Genomic DNA, 22,377 nt, shown 5'->3' on the forward strand with positions numbered 1-22,377 from the left:
ATGGACCCTCATCAGTTGGAATGTCCCGCGCCGTGGGCATCGTTGCCTGGCGGGAGTTTTATGGCGGAAAAGGCCGCAGGAGCCTCTGAATAACGCCTCAAATCGCCGATGGGGTTTCAGGATTTATTCAGAGACTCCTTGATCTGGCGCTGCATTCTATAGGAAAGCCCTTACAAAGTTAAGATGGACAGTGGTCGGAGTGATCTGTTATGTGGTGTATACTCCCCGCCCCGTTATTCTGACCCGATGTTTGCCATGACCGAAGCCCTGCAAGAAATTCACGATTTTCTGCCCTGCCGCACGCCCCAGCGCTGGATTGAGAACGCCCTGGCCAATCAGGACCTGATGCTGATTGATCACGCCCATTGCGAGAAAAAAGCCGCTTCAACCGCGTTAAGCCTGATGTATCGCTACGTGGACAACACCGATCTGCTGAACAGGATGTCGCGCCTGGCGCGGGAAGAATTGCGTCATTTCGAGCAGGTGCTGGCCATCATGAAGAAGCGGGGAGTGGATTACTGCCACCTGAGCCCGGCCCGCTATGCGGCAGGGTTAAGGCAGGAAGTGCGGACCGAAGACCCCGGTCGGCTGGTGGATGTGCTGATCGTTGGTGCCATTATCGAGGCCCGCTCCTGTGAACGCTTTGCAGCACTGGCTCCGCATCTGGATGACAAACTGGCGGATTTCTACAACAGCTTGCTCAAGTCGGAAGCCCGCCATTACCAGGATTACCTGACCCTGGCAGAACAGGCCAATGGTGGTCCGGTGGGTGATCGGGTGGCGATGTTTCTGGCCCTTGAGCAGAAACTGATTGAAGAGCCGGACCAGGAGTTCCGGTTTCACAGCGGGCCGGTAATGGCCTGATGCCAGGTTACAACTGCCGGCACAGTTCCATCCAGGCGTCGATGCCGGCACTGCGGTATTTCTGTTTGTGCAGAATAAAGTAGAACTGCCGGTCGAAACGCCGATACTCCGGGACTGTCAACGGCACCAGGCTGCCCCGGCGAAAGGCGTCTGCCAGACAGACTTGTGACAGGCAGCCAATGCCCAGCCCGGCTTCCACCGCCCGCTTGATGGCTTCGGTGTGTTCCAGTTCCAGCAGAATATTCAGATCCGGCAGCAGGCCGTGCATGCCTCTCTCGAAGCTTTGGCGGGTGCCTGAACCCTGTTCCCGCATGACCCAGGTGGCGTTGCGAAGGTCGTCGTCATCCAGGTTCTTCTTCCGGGCGAGCGGGTGGTCGGGGGAGCAGAACACCACCAGCTCGTCCTCCCGCCAGGGAATGACTTCCAGCTCCGGTGCCTGTAGTTCCCCCTCAATCAGCCCGATATCCAGTTCAAAGTCACTGACCCGTCTGGCGATGGTGCGGGTATTGGCCACCTCGAGGGAAACCCGGGGGTGCGTAGGGGTATTCATGTATTGGGCCATCACCCCGACGGCCAGATAGTTACCAATAGTGAGCGTGGCCCCGACTTTCAGGGCGCCGACTTCCGAGTGTTTGCTGAATGCCTGCTCCAGCTCGCTGGCCTGGGCGAGCAATGCCTCCACCTTCGGGCGATAAAGGCGGCCGAGTTCATTCAGCTGCAGGCGTTTACCGACCCGGTCAAAGAGCTGGATATCGAACTGGTTCTCTAGCTCTTTCAGGGCGCTGCTCGCAGCCGATTGCGACATCGCGAGGGATTCCGCCGCACGGGTGATGTTCTGAAAATGCGCAGCGGCAAGGAAAACTTCCAGCTGGCGGAAACTGTATTTCATCGACAAACCACCGTAATCGATTAGACCGAATAAGGTTATGAAAATATCCCATTTTGTCGATAGGTTAGCTGCGGGTTAGAATTTATTCAATTCGGATCTTCAACTTATTGCGTTCGAGCAAACAGAACAGGCGAGAGTTAATCATGAGCAACCTGATCAAAGAGAAAGTCACCAGCGTACGCCACTGGAACGACACCCTGTTCAGTTTCACCACCAGCCGTGATCCCGGGTTTCGTTTCAAGAACGGTCATTTCACCATGATTGGTCTGGAAACCGACGGCAAGCCCCTGATGCGCGCCTACAGTATTGCCAGCGCGAACTACGAGGAAGAGCTGGAATTCTTCTCCATCAAGGTTCAGGACGGTCCTCTGACCTCACGTCTGCAGAAAATCCAGGTGGGGGACGAGATTCTGGTCAGCCGCAAGCCGACCGGCACCCTGATCATGGATAACCTGCTGCCCGGCAAGAACCTGTGGCTGATCAGCACCGGTACCGGTCTGGCGCCATTCATGAGCATCATCAAGGACCCGGAAGTCTATGAAGCCTATGACAAGGTGATCGTGACCCACGGCGTGCGCTATGTCTCTGAGCTGGCCTACCAGCAGGAAATCGAAGCGCTGCCGGAAAACGAATTCTTCGGCGAAATGGTGGACGGCAAGCTGCTGTACTATCCAACTGTTACTCGCGAGGAGTTCCGTAACCAGGGCCGCCTGACTGACGCCATGGAAAACGGCAAGATTACCCGCGAGCTGGGCTTGCCGGATTTCGATCTGGAGAATGACCGTTTCATGATCTGCGGCAGCCCCAGCATGCTCAAGGATACCTGCAGTATCCTCAATAACATGGGCTTCAAGGAGGCCCGTGGCGGCGATCTGGGTCACTACGTGATTGAGCGGGCGTTTGTGGAGCAGTAACAGCCCGCCTATACTGCTGGCCAGGCCGGCCACACAAAGACCCCGGGGTGAGAGCTTCGGGGTTTTTTGTTGCGCCAGTACCCAAGCAGACCTGAGGTAGCCCGGACACACATGCTTAATGGCATCTGGCTAAGCTTTTTTATCGCCGCGTTTGCCGCGGCGCTTTGGCAATGGTTGGGAGTAGGGGACTCCGAAGTATTCAGCCGCCTGGTGGCCGCGCTGTTCGACATGGCTGAGCTCAGTGTCGAGATTGTGCTGGTGCTGGCCGGGACCATGACATTGTGGCTGGGGTTTCTGGCCATTGCCGAGAAGGCAGGGCTCATCCGGCTGATGGCCAGGTTGCTTGACCCGCTCTTTCGGCGACTGATGCCGGAAGTCCCCAGTGGTCATCCCGCCATGGGGCTGATCAGCATGAACTTTGCCGCCAATATCCTGGGACTGGACAACGCCGCCACGCCCATTGGCATCAAGGCCATGCATTCCCTGCAGAGCCTGAACCCCAGCAAGGATACCGCCAGCAACGCCCAGATTCTCTTTCTGGTTCTGAATACATCCTCCCTGACGCTGTTGCCGGTGACTATTTTCATGTATCGCGCCCAGCAGGGTGCGTCTGACCCGACAGTGGTATTCCTGCCGATCCTGCTGGCGACCACCGCCTCCAGTCTGGTCGGGCTGCTCAGTGTCTCGCTGATGCAGCGGTTGAAGCTCGGGCACCCGGTGGTCTTGAGCTACCTGGTGGCGGGGGCTGCGGCCCTGGGTCTGTTGCTGACCACGTTAGCGGGTATGTCAGCCCAGGTACTGGCAGCAACCTCCACGCTGGTGGGCAATCTTACCCTGTTCAGTATTGTCATTGCCTTTCTGGCCATCGGTGCCCTGCGTAAGGTGAATGTGTATGACGCCTTTATCGAGGGCGCCAGGGAAGGTCTGGGGTTCACGGTGACCTTGCTGCCCTATCTGATTGCCATGCTGGTTGCCGTCGGGGTCCTTCGGGCCAGCGGTGTGCTGGATGCGGGGCTGGATGGCATTCGTTGGATGGCAGAAGGGATGGGCTGGGATACCCGTTTCATTGATGCCTTGCCAACGGCGTTCATCAAGCCACTCTCCGGTAGCGGTGCCAGGGCGATGATGATCGAAACCATGGATAACTTCGGCGTCGACAGTTTTCCAGCGCTGGCGGCTGCTACCATGCAGGGCAGCACGGAAACGACGTTCTATGTGCTTGCGGTGTATTTTGGTGCGGTCGGCGTTACTAAAATCCGCCACGGCCTTGGCTGTGCGTTACTTGCTGACCTGGCGGGGATGGTGACCGCCATTGGCGTGTGCTACTGGTTCTTTGGTTAGTTATTAACCCGACCTGTGATAAAACAGGGGCTGAACGGGAAGGACCTGAGGTGGGTATTTGAAGAAATTCATGGCGATTCTGGGCGTGGCGTTATTGTTGGCGGTGCTTGCCAGTTACGCATCCCGACCGGTGCCTATTGAACAGAAGCTTGTTTCCATTCAGGCTCAGGAGGCATTGCCGGGTTTTGATCGCATCGGTAGCGAGCCCATTGACGTTCAGGCGGCTGTTCTGGATCTGGGGGACGACCCCCTGCTACTCCTGAAAGCTGAGGCCGCATTGCTGACATACCCCGACATGGCACGCACCATTCTCCCTCTGTATTCGTCCGAGCCGGAATTCCGGGAAGTATTGCGCACCTATGGCGAACACGCCTTGCCCCCCATCGACTTTTTCCTGCGTGAACCGGTCCGGTCTATTGAATGGATGAACAAGGCCGCCCGCCAATATCAGCGGGCAAAGGATTATATTGCCGAACTTCGGGGAAACCCCACCGATGCCCCCGGGAAACCGGAAAAGAGTGAGACGCTGACGCCAGAGGAACGGGGCTGGTATGCGGTGAATTTCATTCGCGATGAGGGGCACGATTTCTTGGGGCAATTTGTGGTGGACCCAAACGGGGAGACTCAGTGGGTCCAGACGGAGCGGGTGACCGAGGGGATTGCCGGGTTCTTTACCAGTGGGGTCCGGCAACTGGAGGCAAATTACCGAACCGGGGAGGATATTTCTGTCAGCGATATCGGTTGGGCGTCTGTGGATGTGCTGGTGTTCGCCAGCGCGGTCAAGGTGCTCCGGGCCGGGCGGGCTGTGGCCAGAACCACCCGGGGTGCCAGTCTTTCTACCCGATCGGCGGCACTGGCCGCCCGCATGACAGGAAGTGGCCGCCTGCTGCTCAGTAGTGCCCGTTACGCCAAGTGGCCGGTCCTCATCGGCGCAGGGTACCTGGTGGTGCGCCACCCCAGCGTGATCAATGATTTTTTCGCGGGGGTGGCGGATGTGTTGGGTGTGTCGCCCCTGGCCATACAGATCGCTGGCTGGTTGATCATTCTGCTTCCCGCCATGTACATCGCCAGCTGGTTAGTGTGGCCCGCGATTGTCCTGCTCCGGGGGCTGCTTGCGGCCCTGTACCGGCTTTCCGGTCGAAGGCCCGATTCGGGCCTTCAGTAATCACCAGCAGGGCTGCATACCGTCTTGGGGCGGCTCAGGGTCGGCATACATACCAGTAATTCTGGAAATCATGTTCCAGTTCATGCACGTCGACGCTCCGGAAGCCTGCCGCATGAAAGTACTCCAGGGCTTTTTCCTTCCCCCACATGGCTCCCAGGCCCTCTCCATCCTGCGCCAGGGAAACCGTCATGCAATGCATGCAGGAAATGGTGTAGAGCAACGGGCCAATCGGATGGTTCCGGTCACTGTGGTGATGGCTTGATCCCTTGATGTCCTGGGCGAGATAAACTCCGTCATCAGCCAGAGTTTTCCGGATGCCCCGCAACACAGCGAGAGGGTCCTTCTGGTCGTGTACGGCATCGAATGTGGTGATCAGATCGTATTGGTCAGGTTGGCCACTGTGTTCAAGGCCGCTGGCGTCAAACACCTCGAAGGTTGCGTTATCATTTCCGAGCGCCCTGGCTTCCTGGCCGGCGTATCGGATGGCATCTTCGGAAATGTCGTATCCGGTAAACCGGCTGCGCGGGAACAATTTTGCCAGTTTGTTCAGGGCCCGCCCCCTGCCACAGCCAACGTCAAGGACACGAATGCCCCTTTCCAGCCGTTCAACAAGACCCGGAACGAGCGGCAGAATGTGAGTTTCCAGGGCAGGGACTACGGACTGGCCGCTGTCCTCGGCCATAACATCATGGAACCGTTCGAAGCGCTCGTATGGAACTCCGCCACCGTGTCGAAAGCAGTGAACAATGTCATCCTCCACCGAGCCAAGCAGAGGGATATACTGGGCAAACACCGCTATGTTGTCTGTCGGTGACTGCCGGCACAGACTTGCAGCGTGTTCCGTTGGGAGGTAGTAGGTTTTTCTTTCGGCGTTATTCTCCACAATGTTGCCGACTGTCATCGCACCGAGCCATTCTCGGACGTAACGCTCATCCAGATTGGCCTTTTCGGCAATTTCGATGCTGGTTGCTGGTGGCATGCCTGCCATGGTGTCAAACAGCCCGGTTCGGTGGCCGATCGAAATCATCAGTGCCAACGCACCTGAATTCAGTGTATCCATCATGCGGTCGCCAAATGCGTCTGCCACCTCCTGATTCGTTTCGGTGACGTTATAAGCGATGGTCTCTGCGTTGCCTGTCATAGTGCTATCCTCCTTATTGTCGTTAACGGGTTGTTTCCAGTCACAACCAGCATGTGCCAGGAAGCGAATCACGACCAGAGAGCACGTGGTACGGTTTTACTTAAAAGAGTTGAGTCTTTTTAAAACAAGGGGATACGGTGTTTTCGGTGCTTCCGTAGGCACTGGCGGTCAAAGTTCCCGCAAGGAAAACCATACTCAGGGTATGGTTCACCGGAGGTGGCAGATGGAAAAGGGACAGGCTACCCGTGAGCGGTTGTTGGACATCACTGAAAAATCGGTACTCCGGAAGGGCTTTGGTGCAACGTCGATTGAAGAGGTGATTGCCGAGGCAGGCATAACCAAAAGTGGCTTCCTGTACCATTTTTCCAACAAGAACGCGTTGGCCCGAGCATTGTTGTTGCGCTATATGGCGCGTGAGGATTCTCTGCTGGACGACGTGTTTGCCCGTGGCCGGGAATTGACTGAGGACCCGTTGCAGGGATTCCTGGTAGGGCTCAAATTATTGGCGGAGATCATGGAGGATTTGCCACAGGCACACCCGGGCTGCCTGGTGGCGACCTACTGTTACCAGGAAAGCCTGTTTGATCGTGATGTGCGGGAACTGAATCGACGTATTGTCCTGAGTTGGCGCGTGCGGTTTCGCACATTGCTGGACTCGATCTACGAACATTACCAACCCCGGGATGCCATCGACCCGGATGCGCTGGCAGACATGGTTTCAACGGTCATTGAGGGCGGCCTTGTTTTGGGAAAGGCTACTGGAGAACGCAGCATTTTGCCAAGCCAGCTCATGCTGCTTCGCAGTTACCTCAAGCTGTTGTTCGAGCCTGGTGCTTCGCGGTAACGGGACGTTATTCATCCGGTTGAAGGAATGATACGAAAATGGAAAAGCGTGTCGGTTGGTTTCGGGTGCTGGGCGCCTTTTTGATTGCTCTGATACTGGGTGTACTGGCTGGCAGTCTCGTCCAGACTCAATTTAACCTGCTGGCGCTGCGGAATCTGGGCATTGAGATCGGCCTCGGGACGCGCTTGCAAACGAGCCTTGAGGATCTGGTGAACTTTGCCCCGGTCTACGCGGTGGTGTTTGGTGTGAGTTTCCTGGCGTCCCAACTGGTGGCAAGTCTGATGATCAGGCAGCTGGAACTGCGCGGGCGTGCGCCTTTTCTGTCATTGGGCGCCGCCGTCGGGCTTTGGGTAACGTTCAAGCTGGTGGATTTCCTGGCCCCCATGCCCACCCTGATAGCGGCTACACGGGGTGCCGGCGGGATGGTGGCCATGCTGGCGACAGCGGCGCTGGCGGGTTGGTTGTTTGCGCACTTTTCCCGGCGGCGCGCGGGCCTTCCCCGTCATCTCGCCATTGGCGCCGCGATCATCACCCTGGGATGGATGGCGCCGCAGGAATCTGCTCTGGCAGATGCGTCCTCGGGTTACCGGCTGGAAACGTTTGCTTCAGGGCTGGAGCACCCATGGTCCCTGGCTTTCCTGCCAGATGGCCGGGCCCTGGTGACAGAGCGGCCCGGACGTTTGCGGTTGCTTTCCGCTGATGGGCAGCAGGTATCTGAACCGCTTGCGGGTGTACCGAAGGTCTTCGCCTCCGGCCAGGCGGGATTGTTTGATGTGCTGGTTGCTCCGGACTTTGAGCAGAGTCGACACATTTATCTGGCCTACGCCTGTGGCACCTGGAGCGCCAATCACACCTGCGTTGCCCGCGGCCGGCTGGTCCCGAACGGGCTGGACGATGTCCGGGAGGTGTTCCGCAGCCTGCCAGCGAAAACAGGGGATGCCCATTACGGCGGGCGTATGGCGTGGCTTCCGGATGCCACCCTCATCCTGACGTTGGGAGACGGTTTTGACTATCGTGAGGAAGCCCAGAAACTGACGAGCCACATCGGGACCATTATCAGGATTAACCGTGATGGGTCAGCTCCGGAAGATAACCCATTTAATGCTGAAGCCGAGGCACTGCCGGAAATATTCAGTTATGGGCATCGCAACGTGCAGGGTGCTGTGTATGACTGGGGCAACAATCGCCTGATCACCCATGAACATGGCCCCCGGGGTGGTGATGAGATCAATGTTATCGAAGGTGGCACTAACTATGGCTGGCCCGTGGCTACGCTGGGGCTGGATTACACGGGGGCAAGGGTGTCGCCGTTTACCGAGTATGACGGCATGGCCTCTCCCGCACTGCACTGGACGCCGTCTATCGCGCCCTCGGGCATGACCCTGTACGACGGTGACCTGTTCCCCGAATGGCAGGGCAGCCTGCTGGTTGGCGCCCTCGCAGCAAGACGTGTGCATCGCGTCGTTCTCAGCAACGATGGCGCCGTGGATATGGAAACCCTGTTTGGTGAACTGGATGAACGCATCCGGGATGTGCGAACCGGTCCGGAAGGGGCGGTGTTCCTGCTGACAGACAGTCCGGAGGGGAGGGTAATACGGGTAACGCCATGGTAAGGTACGCCGCTTTAGCCACCGTCTAGACTGTTGTATGTCAGGAACCCATGTCTGATCTAGCACTCTACCAATACGCCCTCATTGCCCTGATCTTTGTCTGGAGCGGCTTTGTCCGCTCCGGCCTGGGATTTGGTGGTGCGGTACTGTCCTTGCCCTTTCTGTTGCTGGTGCTCGACGAGCCCCTAGTGTTCCTGCCGATCATCTCGGTTCACCTGCTGTTCTTTTCCTCTCTGACCATCTGGATGAACAACCGCAAGGCGGGCAGGGAAAAGCGCGGCGACGGTACCGGCGCGGCTGCAGAGGGCACGGTGGATTGGCAGTACCTATGGAAGATACTGGCGATCATGATCGTGCCCAAGCTCATTGGGGTGGTGGGGCTGATTACCATGCCTTCCCATATCCTCAGTGCCATCATCTTCGTGATCGTTGCGTTGTACTCGGTCTCCTACATTCTCAACAAGCCTTTTCGCAGCGGTAGCCGGACTGTGGATACGGTCTTCCTGATGGCGGGTGGCTATATTAGTGGCACATCGCTGATCGGGGCACCGTTGATTATTGCCGTTGCTGCCCAGCACCTGCCGAAAGAAAAGCTGAGGGACACGCTCTTTGCCCTGTGGTTTATCCTGGTCACCATCAAGATGGCGGCGTTTGTTTATGCCGGTGTGGACCTGCAGTTGATTCACCACCTCTGGTTGTTGCCCGCCGCGGCGGTTGGCCATGTTATCGGGCTGAAAGTCCATGACAGGATGTTGCGGGCGGAGACGCCAATATTCTTCCGGGTCCTGGGGACGGTATTGCTGGTGGTCAGTACTCTGGGCATGGTCAGTGTCCTGCTGTAACGCGCTGGGTGTTACATTCGCCCTTGCGATGACCTGGACAAGGTCGGCTTGCAGCCCTTTCCGTGCAGGACGTCCGTGTGGGCATGGAGGTACCAGCGGTTACCTGCCTGAGTAAACTGATCATCCGGTAAAACGACAGTGGTATGGATTCGGCCGTTTTCCTTAAGGGTGTCGTTCTGACTACGGTACACACAGTAGACGCCCAGTGTCGTCCGGGTGCTTACCGGCAGTTCGATAAAACCGTCTGACCGCAGGTCGGGTGGCTTACTATCGACGGAGGTAACCGTCAGGCAGGGGCCATAATGCACGCGTTTCAGGTCTTCAATGTATTCGGTCAGGCAATGCTGGCCTTTCACAAACACCACGCCTTTGGCCCTGCCTTCGTCGCTTGAGGGCAGTGACTGACAGCCAGTCACTGCAATGGCAAGGCCCAGTATCAGAAAGGGTTTCATGGGTTTCCCTCTATATTGCGCGTCCTTTCACTGACCATCTCACTTGTTCATTATAAATGGCATGACAGCCTGCTTCAGATCAGGTTCATTTGTTCCCCGCCCGGGCGACGAAACAGGTCGGTGCGTAGTGGGGTGGCGTGATATCGATCGATGCCCAGACTCCGGACCTTTTTGTTGAAGCGCTGGCGGATCAAGTCAGCGTACGGGCCGGTGCCCGTCATGCGCTTGCCGTAGCGGGCGTCGTAACTCTTGCCACCCCGTAAATCACGGATACGGTTCATGACGTGATCCGCACGCTGTGGGAAATGTCTCTGCAGCCAGTCCTGGAATAACTCATCCAGCTCCAGGGGGAGCCGGAGCATAATCCAGCCTGCCTGGCGGGCTCCCGACCCGAAGGCCGCCTCCAGTATGGCTTCCAGTTCGTGATCGTTGATGAACGGAATGACGGGGGCAATGAGGATACCCGTTGGCACACCAGCGGCCGACAGCTCGCGGATGATCTTCAGCCGTGTGGCGGGAGCGGCGGTGCGGGGTTCCATTGTTCGTTTCAGCCCGTTGTCCAGCGTGGTGAGACTGACCCGCACCGAGCAGAGCCCCTGCGAGGCAAGATCTGACAGCAGGTCCAGATCGCGGAGAATCAACGCGCCCTTGGTAATAATCGACACGGGGTGGCGATATTCAGCCAGTACTTCGAGAATTTCCCGGGTGATCCGCCGCTGTTTTTCGATGGGCTGGTAGGCGTCAGTATTCACGCCGAGGGCAATGGTGGAAACTGGGTACCCGGGTTTGTCGAGTTCTGCGCGGAGCCGTCGGGCGGCATTAGGTTTGGCGATCAGCCGGGTCTCGAAATCCAGCCCGGGGGACAGGTCCCAGTAGGCATGGGTCGGCCTGGCAAAGCAGTAAATGCATGCGTGCTCACACCCGCGGTAAGGGTTGATGGACTGGTCAAACGGCAGGTCAGGGGACTGATTGCGGCTGATGATGGTCCGCACCTGTTCATCGGTCACCTCGGTGGCCAGTGAGTCCGGGTTCAGTTCGTCGTCCGGGTCCTGGTACCAGTCGTCGTTTGTCTGCCGATCAGTAGCAATGGGCTGGAACCGGTTGTGCGGGTTCAGGGCGGTGCCGCGGGTCTTCATGGTCAACCTCTAATGCTGTTTATATATACAGTAGTGGTTATCGTACGCCTTGTTTTTGAAGGTGTCGACCCCATATCAAAGGCAACTGTGTTAACGTCTTATCGTTACTCATTCTGGATTTACAGACGCTCAAGGAACGGATACATCATGGTGAACAGTCCTGCCATCACGCAGTACCGCAATGGCCTGCGGCTTACAGTTCTTGCCCTGTTGGCGCTCCTGCTGACAGGTTGCGGCATCAACAACATTCCCACCTACGACGAACAGGTGAAAGCCGCCTGGTCCCAGGTTGAAAATCAGTATCAGCGGCGGGCCGACCTGGTCCCCAATCTGGTGGAAACCGTGAAGGGGTTTGCCACCCAGGAGCGGGAGACGCTGACGGCGGTCATTGAAGCGCGGTCCCGGGCGACGTCAATTCAGGTGGATGAAAGCATTCTCAACGATCCGAAGCGGTTGCAGCAGTTTCAACAGGCACAAGGTGAATTGAGCAGTGCCCTGAGCAGGCTGATGGCGGTGTCGGAACGCTATCCGGACCTGAAATCCAGCCAGAATTTCCTGACATTGCAGTCCCAACTTGAAGGCACGGAAAACCGCATCGCCGTGGCGCGCCGCGATTTCATTCAGGCCGTTGAGCGATACAACACTGAAATTCGCACTTTCCCCGGCCGGCTATGGCACAGCTTCCTGTACAGTGATTTGGAGCTGCGGGCCAACTTTGAAGCGACGGCTCCCGATGCCGAGGATGCACCACAGGTGGAATTCTGATGGCTATGCGCAGTCATCGGATGCTGGTGTTCGCCCTGCTGGTCGCGCTGTTGCCGTTCCATGCCCTGGCGCAGTCCGGTCCCGAGTTTCCGGAATTGACGGGGCGGGTGGTGGATAACGCCGATATGTTGCCCGGCAAGGCGGAAACACGGCTGAACCAGATGCTGGAAGCCCATGAGCAGGCCACCAGTGAACAGGTTGTGGTGGTCACCCTGCCAAACCTGCAGGGGCAGCCGATTGAAGAGTATGGGTATCAGCTTGGCCGCCATTGGGGCATTGGCCAGGAGGGTGAAGACAACGGCGCCCTGCTGATTGTGGCCGAGGATGAACGCAGAATCCGTATCGAGGTCGGGTACGGTCTGGAAGGTCGGCTGACCGATGCAACGTCATCCACCATCATCAACCAGGTTATTACGCCCGCTTTCCGTGCCGGTGATTTCCCCACCGGCATTGTGAATGGCGCCGAAGCGATGATTCAGGTACTCGGGGGAGAACCTCTGGCCGTGCCCCAGTCCCAGCCGGCCAGTCGTGAAGACCGGCCGCATCCCGCCCTGGCCATCCTGTTTTTCATTATTGTCGCCTTCTCGTTTTTTGGCGGTATGGGCAGTGGCCGCGGTCGCAGTGCACTCCTTGGTGGCCTGGTTGCCGGCAGCATGATGGGTGGCCGTAGCGGCGGTGGCTTTGGTGGCGGCGGCTTCAGTGGTGGCGGTGGCGGTTTTGGAGGTGGCGGTGCCTCCGGTGGATGGTAGCGCCACCTTCGCCGGGCCGGCCCGGAAGAACCCCTCCCATTGATTCTATGAGTACGATACAACCATGACACTATTGAGCAAAAGCGAGCAGAAACAGGTAGCCACGGCGATAGCCGATGTGGAGCAGGAGACAGACGCGGAACTGGTGACGGTTCTGGCCGCCAGCTCCGATGACTACGCCTATATCCCGTTACTCTGGGCGGGGATCCTGGCGCTGCTAGTGCCTGGAGCCGTTAATTTTTTCACCGGCTGGTTTGGTGTGAGCGGATTGGTGATGGCTCAATGGAGCACGTTCATCGTCCTCTGCCTGCTGTTCAGGTTCTCGGGTGCAAGTCATCGGCTGGTTCCGAGGACCGTGCGGTTCTGGCGCGCGTCCAATATGGCCCGGCGTCAGTTTCTGGAGCAGGATCTGCATCACACCGTAGGCGGTACCGGCATGCTGATTTTCGTATCGGAAGCCGAGCATTATGTGGAAATCCTGGTGGATCAGGGTATTTCCGGCCAGATCGATAACCAGGTATGGGAAGGCATTGTGGCCGATTTCACCAGCAAGGTCCGTCAGGGCCGGACCCTGGAAGGCTTTGTTGATTGCATCCAGGCCTGTGGCACCCACCTCAAGGCCAAGGTTCCCGCCACCCGCGAGAAAAACGAGCTGCCCAACCACCTGATCATCCTGGAATAACCCGGGGCAGGTGGCGGGCTGCCGTCACTGTTGTTCGGAACCAGCCAGTCCCTGGATGTCCGGTATGGTGCGCACGTGGAGGTCGCGTTGCGGGAAAGGAATTTCGATGCCCGCTTCGCGCAACGCTCTGGTGACTGAAGCGTGAATTTCGTGGGACAACGGCATGATATCGAGCAGGTCCTTGACGAACACCCGCACTTCGAAATCAATGCTGCTGTCTCCCAGCCCCACACAGAACACGGCGGGTGCCGGATCATCCACCACGCGCTCGTTGTCATGGGCGACGTCTGCAAGGATCTGCTGCACGGTATCGACATCGGAGCCGTAGGCCACTCCAACGCGGAGAATAACCCTGGTGATGGGGTCTGACAGCGTCCAGTTGGTCAGATCCTGAGTGACAAAGGTCTTGTTGGGAATGATTTGTTCCTTGCGGTCCCAGTCCACCAGGGTGGTTGCGCGTATGCGAATCCTCGATACAGTCCCGGTGATGCCGTCAATCGTCACGGTGTCGCCTACCCGGATCGGACGTTCAAAGAGCAGGATGATGCCCGAGACGAAGTTGGCAACAATCTCCTGCAGCCCGAATCCGAGCCCGACGCCCAGAGCCGCTACCAGCCATTGCAGTTTCGACCATTGAACACCCACCACGCCGAGGCAAAACACAACCCCGATAAACACGATGAGGTAGGTCGTGATGGTGGTAATCGCATAACCGGACCCCGGTTCCAGGTTCATTCTGCTCAGTACCATGACTTCCAGGGTGCCGGGCAGGTTCTTCACCGCGAGCACAGTGCCCACAGCCACCAGCAGTGCCAGCATCAGGTCTCCCAGCGTAATCGGCAGGGGATCCCCGCCTTCCAGATCGGTGGCAATGGTCCAGAGCGTAATGTTGTCAAACAGTTGCAGCGCGGGAATAACGCTTGCCCAGAGTAACCAGAGACCGAAAATGGCCACCACAGCAACAAGGATCTTCAACAGCGAGGTACTTTGCTGGTTGATGTCCCTGAGATCCATTTCCGGCATCTCCAGCGCGGGCGGTACGCCTTCACCAGAGGATTCGGCTGCTTCTCTGGCTTCTGCCATTTTGCGTTCGGCAGCGCGCTGCTCCCGCAGGCGTTCCAGTGTCAGGCGGCGCTCCCGCACCGACAGGGCGCGCAAGCCAAGGTAGAACAGTAGCGCGTTGAAGGCGAGCCAGCAGATGCTGATAAACAGGTTGCGTTCCAGTTCCAGCGCTGTGTAGTGGTAGCCCAGAAGGGATGCCAGGGCGAGGACCAGCGGTGTGGCCACCGCCAGGAAATGCAGGGCCATCAGGAACCGGCCATCCGCTTTTTCCGCACGCACCGCGCTCATGATGCGCTGGGCGAAGATTGCCAGTGTGACCGATACCACAATGAACAGGAGCCGACCGAGGCTGCCGTTAAACTCGGCCCCGGTGGTTGTGGCTGTAATGGGAGTCAGTATTGTAATGGGGATCAGCACAGCCAGCAGGATCGGGATTTCCTTGCGGATAGCGCTGAGAGATTGTGCATTCCAGTGGAAGTGGTTGTCCCCAAGGCCGTTCTTTCGGGCGACCTTGTGTATCAGGTTCAACAGAAAGGCAATAAAGGCTGCTGCTGTAAATCCGTCGGACAGCGCTGAAAAAAATTCGTTGCCTTCCATCAGCAGCAATGCGCCGGCCGCCAGGACGAGAACGACGGGCAGCGTCAGCAACACACTGTTAACCAGCGCCAACAAGGTATAGGCGATCCGGTCACGCCCAACGTTACCGACATACTTGCTATTGGCCACAAGATGTTTCTGTATGGCCCGGCGTTTGATCAGCAGCATAACCAACAGCACGAACAGCAATGCGATTCGGAAACTGCGTTCGTTCAGGGAGTCTTTGACTGCCTCTCCCAGGGGCTCCAGCCGGAGCTCCGCGGCAAGCCAACTGGCGGACTCAAACAGATTCGCAAAGGTATCCAGGTCAACCGGTGATGCGTTGGGTAACCAGAACAGGCGCTGTTGCAGCAGTGTCTGATAGTCGAGTACCTGTTCCTGCAGGGCGCTTACCGTGCTGTAGTACTCGTTCAGAACGTCGATGTGTTGCGTTACCGCCTCGTGGAGCTGACGAATCAGTCCGGCGCGCTCACTGCGCAGCTGGTCTCGGGCGCTGTCTTCCGGGTCTACGATCGCCTCAAACTCCTCCAGCCTGAGTTGCTCTTCGCGGGCGGTGGATAGCTTGTCTTCAATGCCTTCGATGAGATTACTGGCAATACTCTGTCTCTGAAGCCGTTCCAGTCGTTGTTTCAAAAGACCGGCGTAGTCACCGGTCAGGTTGAGCCCGGCTTTTTCAAGCCTCAGTTCAAAGCTATCGTACTCATCGTTCAGCCGCTTGAGGATGGATTCGGCGTATTCCAGGCGTTCGACACTGGACTCGAGATCGGTGAGGCGCTGGTTGAGGGAGGAGTCGAGAGTGCGGATCTGCTCGCGTATATCCGCATTCATCGCATCCTGTAGCTCAATTTCCGGGGACTTCTCTGCTTCCGCCTCAAGCTTCGGCTGTACGGCTGGCACCGCGGCTTTGGTTTCGGATTCTTTCTCTGTCGCTGTCTCATCCTGGCCGTACGCTGGCATGGCCAGCGAGCACAACAGAACCAGCCAGGTCAGCCATTGTTTCAATAACGATGCGCTGACTGGCTGGCGATGACCTTTCATCGATGAATTATCCTCGGACTGTAAGTTGATGGTTATGTCGCCCTCATGCCAGGGTCACTTGAGCTTGTAGGCCACTACATAGTCGCCGATGGTGGTGCCGATGGAACCGTGGCCACCAGCTACCTGAACCACCATCTGTTCACCTTTGCTGTTCAGGTAGGTCATGGGTGTGGCCTGGCCACCAGCGGGTAACCGTGCGCGCCAGAGCTCCTCGCCGTTGGTCAGGTTGTAGGCGCGAATGTAATTATCCACCGTTGCTGCCAGGAAGACCACGCCACCTTTGGTGATCACCGGCCCGCCGATACCGGGCACGCCCAGTTTCAGGGGCAGGGGAATCGGCGCCATGTCTTCGACGGTGCCGTTCTTGTGTTTCCAGGCAATGTCGCCGGTTCGGAGGTCAGCGCCCGCGACATATCCCCAGGGTGGTCGCTGACAGGGGATTCCCATGGGTGACATCAGTGGCTGAAGTTCCACGGCGTATTCCGCGCCGGCATTCTCGTTCAGGCCCTGCTCGCCGGTATTGGTCGGCCCCAGATCCTCCTGGGTCTTGGGTACCAGTCTGGATGTGAACGCCATGTACAGTGGCATCCCGAACATGACCTGGCGCTCGGGATCCACGGCCACACCACCCCAGTTAAACACCCCGAAGTTGCCCGGGTACACGATGGTGCCCTGTTCCGATGGCGGTGTGTACTGGCCTTCGTAGCGCAGGGATCGGAACTTGATGCGGCAGATCATCTGGTCGATGGCGGTGGCTCCCCACATGTCGGACGCTTTCAGGGGCGGCGGCCGGAAATTAAGCGCAGATACCGGCTGCGTGGGAGCCGCATAATCTCCCTCGATAGTACCTTGCGGCGCTTCCTGTTCAGTGATGGGTATCAGAGCGTCGCCGGTTTCGCGGTTGAGTACATAGACATCTCCCTGTTTGGTGGGTACCACCAGCCCTGGCTGCACCCCATTCCTGGTTTCGATATCCACCAGGCTCGGTTGCGCAGGGGTATCCATATCCCAGAGATCGTGGTGCACAAATTGTTGTACCCATTGCACCTCGCCGGTTTCAAGGCTCAGGGCCACAACCGAGGACGCGTAGGTTTCTTCCTCTGGCGTGCGGTACATGCCCAGTTGGTCCGGAGTCCGGTTTCCCATGGGGAAATACACCATGCCCAGCTCTTCGTCAGCACTGGCTATCGACCAGCTGTTGGGTGAACTGGTGGAATAGGTGTCTTCGGCTGCGATGGGTTGGGTCTGATCCGGGTTGGCCGGATCCCAGTTCCACACCAGTTTGCCGGTTTTGGCGTCATAGGCGCGGATAACGCCCGATGGCGAGTTAATGTCATAGTTGTCGTTAACTGAACCGGCCACGACAACCACGCCGTTGGCCACGACGGGGGGTGACGTGGAGTAGTAATAGCCATCCTGGCGATAGGGCATGTTGTGCATCAGGTCCAGCTCCCCATTGTCTGCGAAATGACTGCAACGGGCGCCGGTTGCCGGATCCAGTGCCAGCAGCCGGGCATCGGAGGTAGGCAGGAATAGCTGCGCATCGCAGGCAACGCTTTGCAGGTCCTCGGCGGGCCCCTGAGCATCTTCCACGGAGAGAAGGTCGGTCAGTCCCTCTGCCGGTGGCAGATAGGAGACGCCCCGGCAGGTCTGGTGCTGACGCTGGCTTTCCGGTGGCACCTTGGCATCGTAGACCCAGCGCTCTGTGCCGTCGTCCGCATCCAGTGCGACCAGCCAGTTGTGGGGGGTGCACAGGTAAAGCGTATTGCCAACTTTCAGGGGCGTCGCCTGATAGGTGGTTTCAGTGACATCGTCCGGCCCCTTGCGATCGCCGGTCTGGTATTCCCAGGCCTGTTCCAGGTTTGCGACGTTGTCGGGTGTGATCTGGTCCACGGGGGAGTAACGCTGCCCCAGGTTGCTGCGGCCATAGCTGAGCCAGTCGCCTTCGGGCACTTCGCCAAGGCGAGGATTGCTGATCACGGATTCGGCGTTGAGCTCACCTTCGATACGGTGGGCGTCATAGGGAATACTGGCCACGGTGAATAGCCCGACCACCACCCACGCCAGGGCAAGGGTAGCCGCGCCATGTCGTTGCCCGGCCACCGGGAAAAGCAATGGGATTGCGAGTACCAGGAGCACCCCGAGCCTTGAAGCCAGTGGCCACCAGTCAAATCCTGCTTCCCAGTATGCCCAGACGGCGGTGGCAACCAGCAGAAGGGCATAGAGTATCTGGGCGAAGGCGCGGCGGGATTTTAGCAACACGGCGATTACGATCAGTGTTGCACCGGCCAGCGTGTAGTACCAGCTGCCACCCAGGGAAATCAGCCAGACGCCGCCTATAAGCAGGGGCAGTCCAAAAAGGAATAGGATAACGGTCAGTAAAAGCATGAGGCTGAAAACTCCTTTTCTCGGACGTTCGTTTGTCTTTGAGTAAAGGGGGCGGCACAGGCCCGGTCAAGTCCGATTTGTATGAATATCTCCAAGCACTTACCGCAACCAGTTGCGCAGCTTGGTGGCGAGCAGCTCCGCATCGGAAAGGGTGTCTCGCTCCTGAAGCAGCCTTGCCAGCACGTCGGGCCTGTCGGTGATGATGTTATCAACCCCCATATCCACAAACCGCGACATCGCCACCGGCTGGTTCACTGTCCATACGTGAAGCTCATTGCGGTCCCGGTGAGCCCTCGCCACGGCGGCCGGGGTTGCACGATTCATTCGCAACCCCAGGATGTCGTAGTTGTCTTCCCACAAGGGGCCGATCACAAACTGGGCCAGCAGGGCTGTTTTCAGTTCAGGCTCCAGCTGTCTGACTTCCTGCAGGGTTGCCCAGTCTGCGGCGGCAACCACCGTGCCTTCCACAAAGTCTTTGTTCTGCAATAGCTCGACGACGGCGCGAGTGAGGTTGGGGGTGTTGCGATCGGGTTTTAGGTCCACGAATAGCCCGGCACGGCCACGAACTGACTCAATCGCCTGGGCAAGGGTGGCTACACGTTCATTCCTGAAGGCATCGTCAAACCAGCTGCCGGCATCCCGGTTGCGGATGTCATCGTACGTTACCTCACTGATTCGCTCCTTCAAACCGAATACGCGCTTCATATCAGAGTCGTGCCAGAGCACGGGTACGCCGTCCGCGGTGATTTGTACGTCGATTTCAATATAGTCAGCTCCGTCCCTGATGGCCTGCTCAATAGCGCTGAGCGTATTTTCGGGCGCCTGGAAGGCGCTGCCACGATGGGCGGTAATGGTGACCTGTTCCCGCTGGCCCAGGGAGTCCACCACAAACCAGGCCTGGGATAGTGCCAGAATGACCACCAGGGCTTCCGCAATCCAGGCCTTGGGGCCTGCGTTGTCCGGCATCGGGTAGCGAAGCGAGGGTTCCGGTGCGGGCAGGCTGTTACCGCTTGCCCGGTTGTAAAGGCTGACAATGAAGGCACCATAGGCAGCTGCAGCAAAGAAGGTCACTGCAATACCGATCAGGATGTAGCCGGCAATAAAAATGAGGACAGCGGGCACCAGTATATCTGTTCGGTCGGGCAGGGTTGCGAACAGCGCGGTGGCGATATGATCAAACCCGAGAGTGACCAGGATCGGCAGCAGGATCACCATGGTCAGGCCGGAGATCAGTACGCCGGTGGCGTGTCCGCGGTGGCCCCGGGTCAGTCGGGTGCTCTCTTTCAGGGCATCCAGGGGGCGTTGGCTCTGCAGCATCAGGCAAGGGACCGCCAGGATCCAGCGCAGGTAAAGCGTACCGTTGCAGATAGCCAGGCCGATCAGGGAGAGGGCGGCGCCCGCAGCAAACCACCAGAGTTCCGGTGGTTTCTCCAGTCGTAGCAGGTAGGGATCGTACGACGCCAGCAGCCATGCCCAGGCAAGTGCGATGGCGGTCAGAAAGGGCAGTGCGATCAACAGGTGGGTAAGCACCTGGATCACAGTTAACTGGAATAGCGCGAGGCATTTACGCGCGGTCCCCCAGAGCGCGTTCAGGGCGGTACGGTAATGCCGGCATGGAGGCGATGCGGCGATCAGGGTCATGCCAGCCTGCTGCAACAGGATCATCAGGACGGTGAGGTTCAGGGTCACCACTACCCAGACCAATCCCCCCGGCGAGATCAGAAATTCGAGAATACCCCCCGTGCTGATCGCGGCCCGACCAGTGACTGGCCTAAGGGAGGCCAGTGCCCAGGTGATCGCCGGGGTGAGCACCGCCATGGCCAGACCTGAAAAGAACAGGTGAAGGGTGAGCAGGGCACGGCGTCGGGTGTGCAGGATATTCAGTGTGCTGGTGATGAGTGTTTTCATGGTTCCCGGACTTCAGGACGCTGAATGTGTTGCCGGTGTATGAGGCTAGTTCTCCGTCGGCTCCGGCACGGTTGCATTCTCAAACAGTGCCAGCCGGTCCTCCAGTGACAGGAACGGTGGCTCGTCGGATTCCTGGAAGGTGCCAAACATACGTTTTGGATCGAAAGACCAGGACGTGCAGCGCGTCAGCATTTCGGTACATGCCAGCAATTGCCCGCTTTCACGAAGGAAATACTTGAACCCGGTGTAAGTGTCAGCCAGCAGGATATCCCGGCGCTTGCGATCGTTGGACACCAGCAGGCTGCGGCCAATCATACCGCCTGCATGCTCACCAAAGCCGGTGACATCCAGGATGGTCATGGGGATGTCCAGTTGAGCGGTAATGGCATTCTTGTTGGCGTAGCGGGACAGATCCTTTTGTTCAGGGGGGCGGACTGCCAGCGCTCCCAGGTTACTGTTGAGGGGCAGGGTTTCGTGGTCGGTGCGCACGAAGCCCCCTGATTCGTCTGAGGTCAGGATCACCAGGGTGTTGTCCAGGATGCCGGCGGCCTCGAGTTGCTCCAGGAAGTTCCCCAGGGTCTTTTCCATCACTTTCATTGCGTCCCGGCGCGCTTCCTGCGGCTTCACGATCTTGTTTTCATCGGATTCTTCACCGGCCGCGGCCCGATCCGTCTCCATTTTTTCCTCGGCTGCCTCACCAATGTTGAACGGATGGTGGGTGCCTACGTTTAGCAGGGTGACAAACCACGGCGAGGTTTCCTGATCCAGTGCCTGGAGGCGATCGGCAACATCGGCGAAGTACTCCGGGTCCGGCGGCCCCCAGCCCTCCATGTCATCCCCGTTGTCAAAACGTTCGGCGCCGGTTACGTCCATGAACCCCGCCCTGGGCATGAACTCGTCTTTTTTCATATAGGTTATCGGTGCGGCTTGCCAATAGGCCGTGTGATAACCCTGGGCCTTCAGTTTGCCTGGCAGGCAGTCGGGACTGACGCGCTCCTCGGCCACGTCCAGCATTTTGGTGGATGCCCGGCGAAAATCCGGGTAACGCCCGCAGATGATGGTGAAGGTTCCCCGGTCTGTCTGACGCTCCATACTGAGCGTATTGCGATAGAGCCGGAAGCCCCGGTTTTTCAGGACGCCCTCCAGATGTTCAAGCCGGACAGCGGGCTCCAGTTCATGATATTGGCTGACACTGGGGAAGTAACCGCCGGACAGGCCTTCAATCATGATCAGCAGCACGTTCGGATGCCTGTCGTTGGGGCGCGATGTGACCTGCTGGTGAAAAAAGTTGGTACGTACTTCCAGGCTTTCGTCTGCTTCTACGGCTTCGTCACCTATCACGATGCCCAGGGGATTGATGATGGCTCCGGGAATCTGGGCAAATAGGCTGGCGACCACATTGTTGGCTGGCGTGGTCAGACTGGGGAAAGACAGGCTATACACCAGTATAACGGCGGCAGCCGCTGTGATCAGTGGCGTGCTACTCTCCGGCGGCACGGGCACCAGCGCACGGTGGATACGGTGAAGGACCCAGGCAAAGGCAATATAGGCGGGCAAAAGAAACAGGTAGACGTTGATCAGGCTGCCACTGATAAAGGTCGGGTTCATACCCTTGCCGGCGAAAGCCAGCTGAAACAGCGTGCCGTGTGTGGTCAGATGCATGCCTGCAATGTAGGCAGCGCAACCCAGCAGGATCACCAACAGGGCACGGAACGGCCCCTTGGTAAGAGTCAGCAACACCCCGAGTATGAAGGCGCCAGCCAGGTCGCCGGCCAGGGTACCGACGGGACTGGGCCAGACACCGCTCTGGAGAATCAGACCGGCTCGCACCAGTAGAAGCCAGCCGAAGGCCAGCAATACCGTCAACAGAAAGCGACGATCCGTGAGGACCTTTAAAAATCTCATGGGGTTGGCTTTCCTGTGCAAAGTGTTTCCATACAGTATGCTTGAGTGTTCTCGGGCTTCAACTCTTTGACTGAGCTGAGGCGGC

At 58.2% G+C, this 22,377-nt stretch carries 18 protein-coding genes; 10 read left to right on the plus strand and 8 right to left on the minus strand.

Annotated elements, in window-relative coordinates; translation table 11 throughout:
- The first annotated feature begins 255 nt into the window (after window positions 1–255).
- Window positions 256–864: a tRNA-(ms[2]io[6]A)-hydroxylase gene (locus ACQUWM_RS01340; protein ID WP_428920926.1), complete on the plus strand. Its 609-nt coding sequence runs from the start codon at window positions 256–258 to the stop codon at window positions 862–864.
- Between the two features lie 7 nt (window positions 865–871).
- Here the strand turns inward: ACQUWM_RS01340 and ACQUWM_RS01345 are convergent, their stop codons facing one another.
- Window positions 872–1,753 (minus strand): LysR family transcriptional regulator, encoded by an 882-nt coding sequence (locus ACQUWM_RS01345; RefSeq protein WP_407001151.1) that lies wholly within the window; start codon window positions 1,751–1,753, stop codon window positions 872–874.
- A gap of 143 nt (window positions 1,754–1,896) precedes the next feature.
- On the opposite strand from ACQUWM_RS01345, the gene ACQUWM_RS01350 reads away from it, so the two are divergent.
- The 3 genes from ACQUWM_RS01350 (at window position 1,897) to ACQUWM_RS01360 (ending at window position 5,173) form a co-directional block, all read left to right on the plus strand.
- Window positions 1,897–2,667, plus strand: coding sequence for a ferredoxin--NADP reductase (locus ACQUWM_RS01350; protein ID WP_407001152.1), 771 nt, complete (start codon window positions 1,897–1,899; stop codon window positions 2,665–2,667).
- Window positions 2,668–2,778: 111 nt separating this feature from the next.
- Window positions 2,779–4,008 carry a nucleoside recognition domain-containing protein gene (locus ACQUWM_RS01355; protein ID WP_428920927.1) on the plus strand — a complete coding sequence of 410 codons (1,230 nt, stop codon included), beginning with the start codon at window positions 2,779–2,781 and terminating at the stop codon, window positions 4,006–4,008.
- A 58-nt stretch (window positions 4,009–4,066) separates the two neighbouring features.
- Window positions 4,067–5,173 (plus strand): hypothetical protein, encoded by a 1,107-nt coding sequence (locus ACQUWM_RS01360; protein ID WP_428920928.1) that lies wholly within the window; start codon window positions 4,067–4,069, stop codon window positions 5,171–5,173.
- A 34-nt stretch (window positions 5,174–5,207) separates the two neighbouring features.
- Here ACQUWM_RS01360 and ACQUWM_RS01365 read toward each other — a convergent pair whose 3' ends face one another.
- Window positions 5,208–6,314, minus strand: a complete 1,107-nt coding sequence (locus ACQUWM_RS01365; RefSeq protein ID WP_428920929.1) for a class I SAM-dependent methyltransferase — start codon at window positions 6,312–6,314, stop codon at window positions 5,208–5,210.
- A 223-nt stretch (window positions 6,315–6,537) separates the two neighbouring features.
- Here ACQUWM_RS01365 and ACQUWM_RS01370 point away from each other — a divergent pair, with 223 nt between their 5' ends.
- From ACQUWM_RS01370 to ACQUWM_RS01380, 3 genes are read left to right on the plus strand one after another with little or no spacing between them, the layout of a single operon-like run.
- Window positions 6,538–7,158, plus strand: coding sequence for a TetR/AcrR family transcriptional regulator (locus ACQUWM_RS01370; RefSeq protein WP_428920930.1), 621 nt, complete (start codon window positions 6,538–6,540; stop codon window positions 7,156–7,158).
- 38 nt (window positions 7,159–7,196) lie between these two features.
- Window positions 7,197–8,771, plus strand: coding sequence for a PQQ-dependent sugar dehydrogenase (locus ACQUWM_RS01375; RefSeq protein WP_428920931.1), 1,575 nt, complete (start codon window positions 7,197–7,199; stop codon window positions 8,769–8,771).
- Between the two features lie 47 nt (window positions 8,772–8,818).
- Entirely contained in the window at window positions 8,819–9,610 is a 792-nt protein-coding gene (locus ACQUWM_RS01380) for a TSUP family transporter (protein WP_428920932.1), read from the plus strand.
- Window positions 9,611–9,621: 11 nt separating this feature from the next.
- Here ACQUWM_RS01380 and ACQUWM_RS01385 read toward each other — a convergent pair whose 3' ends face one another.
- The gene (locus ACQUWM_RS01385; RefSeq protein ID WP_428920933.1) at window positions 9,622–10,062 is read right to left on the minus strand and encodes a hypothetical protein; all 441 of its coding nucleotides are present in this window, start codon (window positions 10,060–10,062) and stop codon (window positions 9,622–9,624) included.
- Between the two features lie 74 nt (window positions 10,063–10,136).
- Window positions 10,137–11,198: a PA0069 family radical SAM protein gene (locus ACQUWM_RS01390; protein ID WP_428920934.1), complete on the minus strand. Its 1,062-nt coding sequence runs from the start codon at window positions 11,196–11,198 to the stop codon at window positions 10,137–10,139.
- A 147-nt stretch (window positions 11,199–11,345) separates the two neighbouring features.
- On the opposite strand from ACQUWM_RS01390, the gene ACQUWM_RS01395 reads away from it, so the two are divergent.
- The 3 genes from ACQUWM_RS01395 to ACQUWM_RS01405 all read left to right on the plus strand — a co-directional run bounded on the left by ACQUWM_RS01395 (window position 11,346) and on the right by ACQUWM_RS01405 (window position 13,394).
- Entirely contained in the window at window positions 11,346–11,963 is a 618-nt protein-coding gene (locus ACQUWM_RS01395) for a LemA family protein (RefSeq protein WP_428920935.1), read from the plus strand.
- Complete coding sequence (locus ACQUWM_RS01400) at window positions 11,963–12,712, plus strand: TPM domain-containing protein (protein ID WP_428920936.1); 750 nt, start codon at window positions 11,963–11,965, stop codon at window positions 12,710–12,712. The genes ACQUWM_RS01395 and ACQUWM_RS01400 overlap by 1 nt, the downstream gene beginning before the upstream one ends.
- A 64-nt stretch (window positions 12,713–12,776) precedes the next feature.
- A complete protein-coding gene (locus ACQUWM_RS01405; protein WP_407001162.1) occupies window positions 12,777–13,394 on the plus strand; it encodes a TPM domain-containing protein in 618 nt (205 codons plus the stop codon).
- A gap of 24 nt (window positions 13,395–13,418) precedes the next feature.
- Here ACQUWM_RS01405 and ACQUWM_RS01410 read toward each other — a convergent pair whose 3' ends face one another.
- From ACQUWM_RS01410 to ACQUWM_RS01425, 4 genes are all read right to left on the minus strand, one after another.
- The gene (locus ACQUWM_RS01410; RefSeq protein WP_407001163.1) at window positions 13,419–16,091 is read right to left on the minus strand and encodes a mechanosensitive ion channel domain-containing protein; all 2,673 of its coding nucleotides are present in this window, start codon (window positions 16,089–16,091) and stop codon (window positions 13,419–13,421) included.
- 54 nt (window positions 16,092–16,145) lie between these two features.
- Window positions 16,146–18,479 carry a glucose/quinate/shikimate family membrane-bound PQQ-dependent dehydrogenase gene (locus tag ACQUWM_RS01415; protein ID WP_428920937.1) on the minus strand — a complete coding sequence of 778 codons (2,334 nt, stop codon included), beginning with the start codon at window positions 18,477–18,479 and terminating at the stop codon, window positions 16,146–16,148.
- Between the two features lie 99 nt (window positions 18,480–18,578).
- A complete protein-coding gene (locus tag ACQUWM_RS01420) occupies window positions 18,579–20,387 on the minus strand; it encodes a glycerophosphodiester phosphodiesterase family protein (protein ID WP_428920938.1) in 1,809 nt (602 codons plus the stop codon).
- A 45-nt stretch (window positions 20,388–20,432) separates the two neighbouring features.
- Window positions 20,433–22,292: an LTA synthase family protein gene (locus tag ACQUWM_RS01425; protein ID WP_428920939.1), complete on the minus strand. Its 1,860-nt coding sequence runs from the start codon at window positions 22,290–22,292 to the stop codon at window positions 20,433–20,435.
- Window positions 22,293–22,377 lie beyond the last annotated feature (85 nt).

This window comes from Marinobacter sp. DUT-3, assembly GCF_050379435.1.
GTDB lineage: Bacteria > Pseudomonadota > Gammaproteobacteria > Pseudomonadales > Oleiphilaceae > Marinobacter.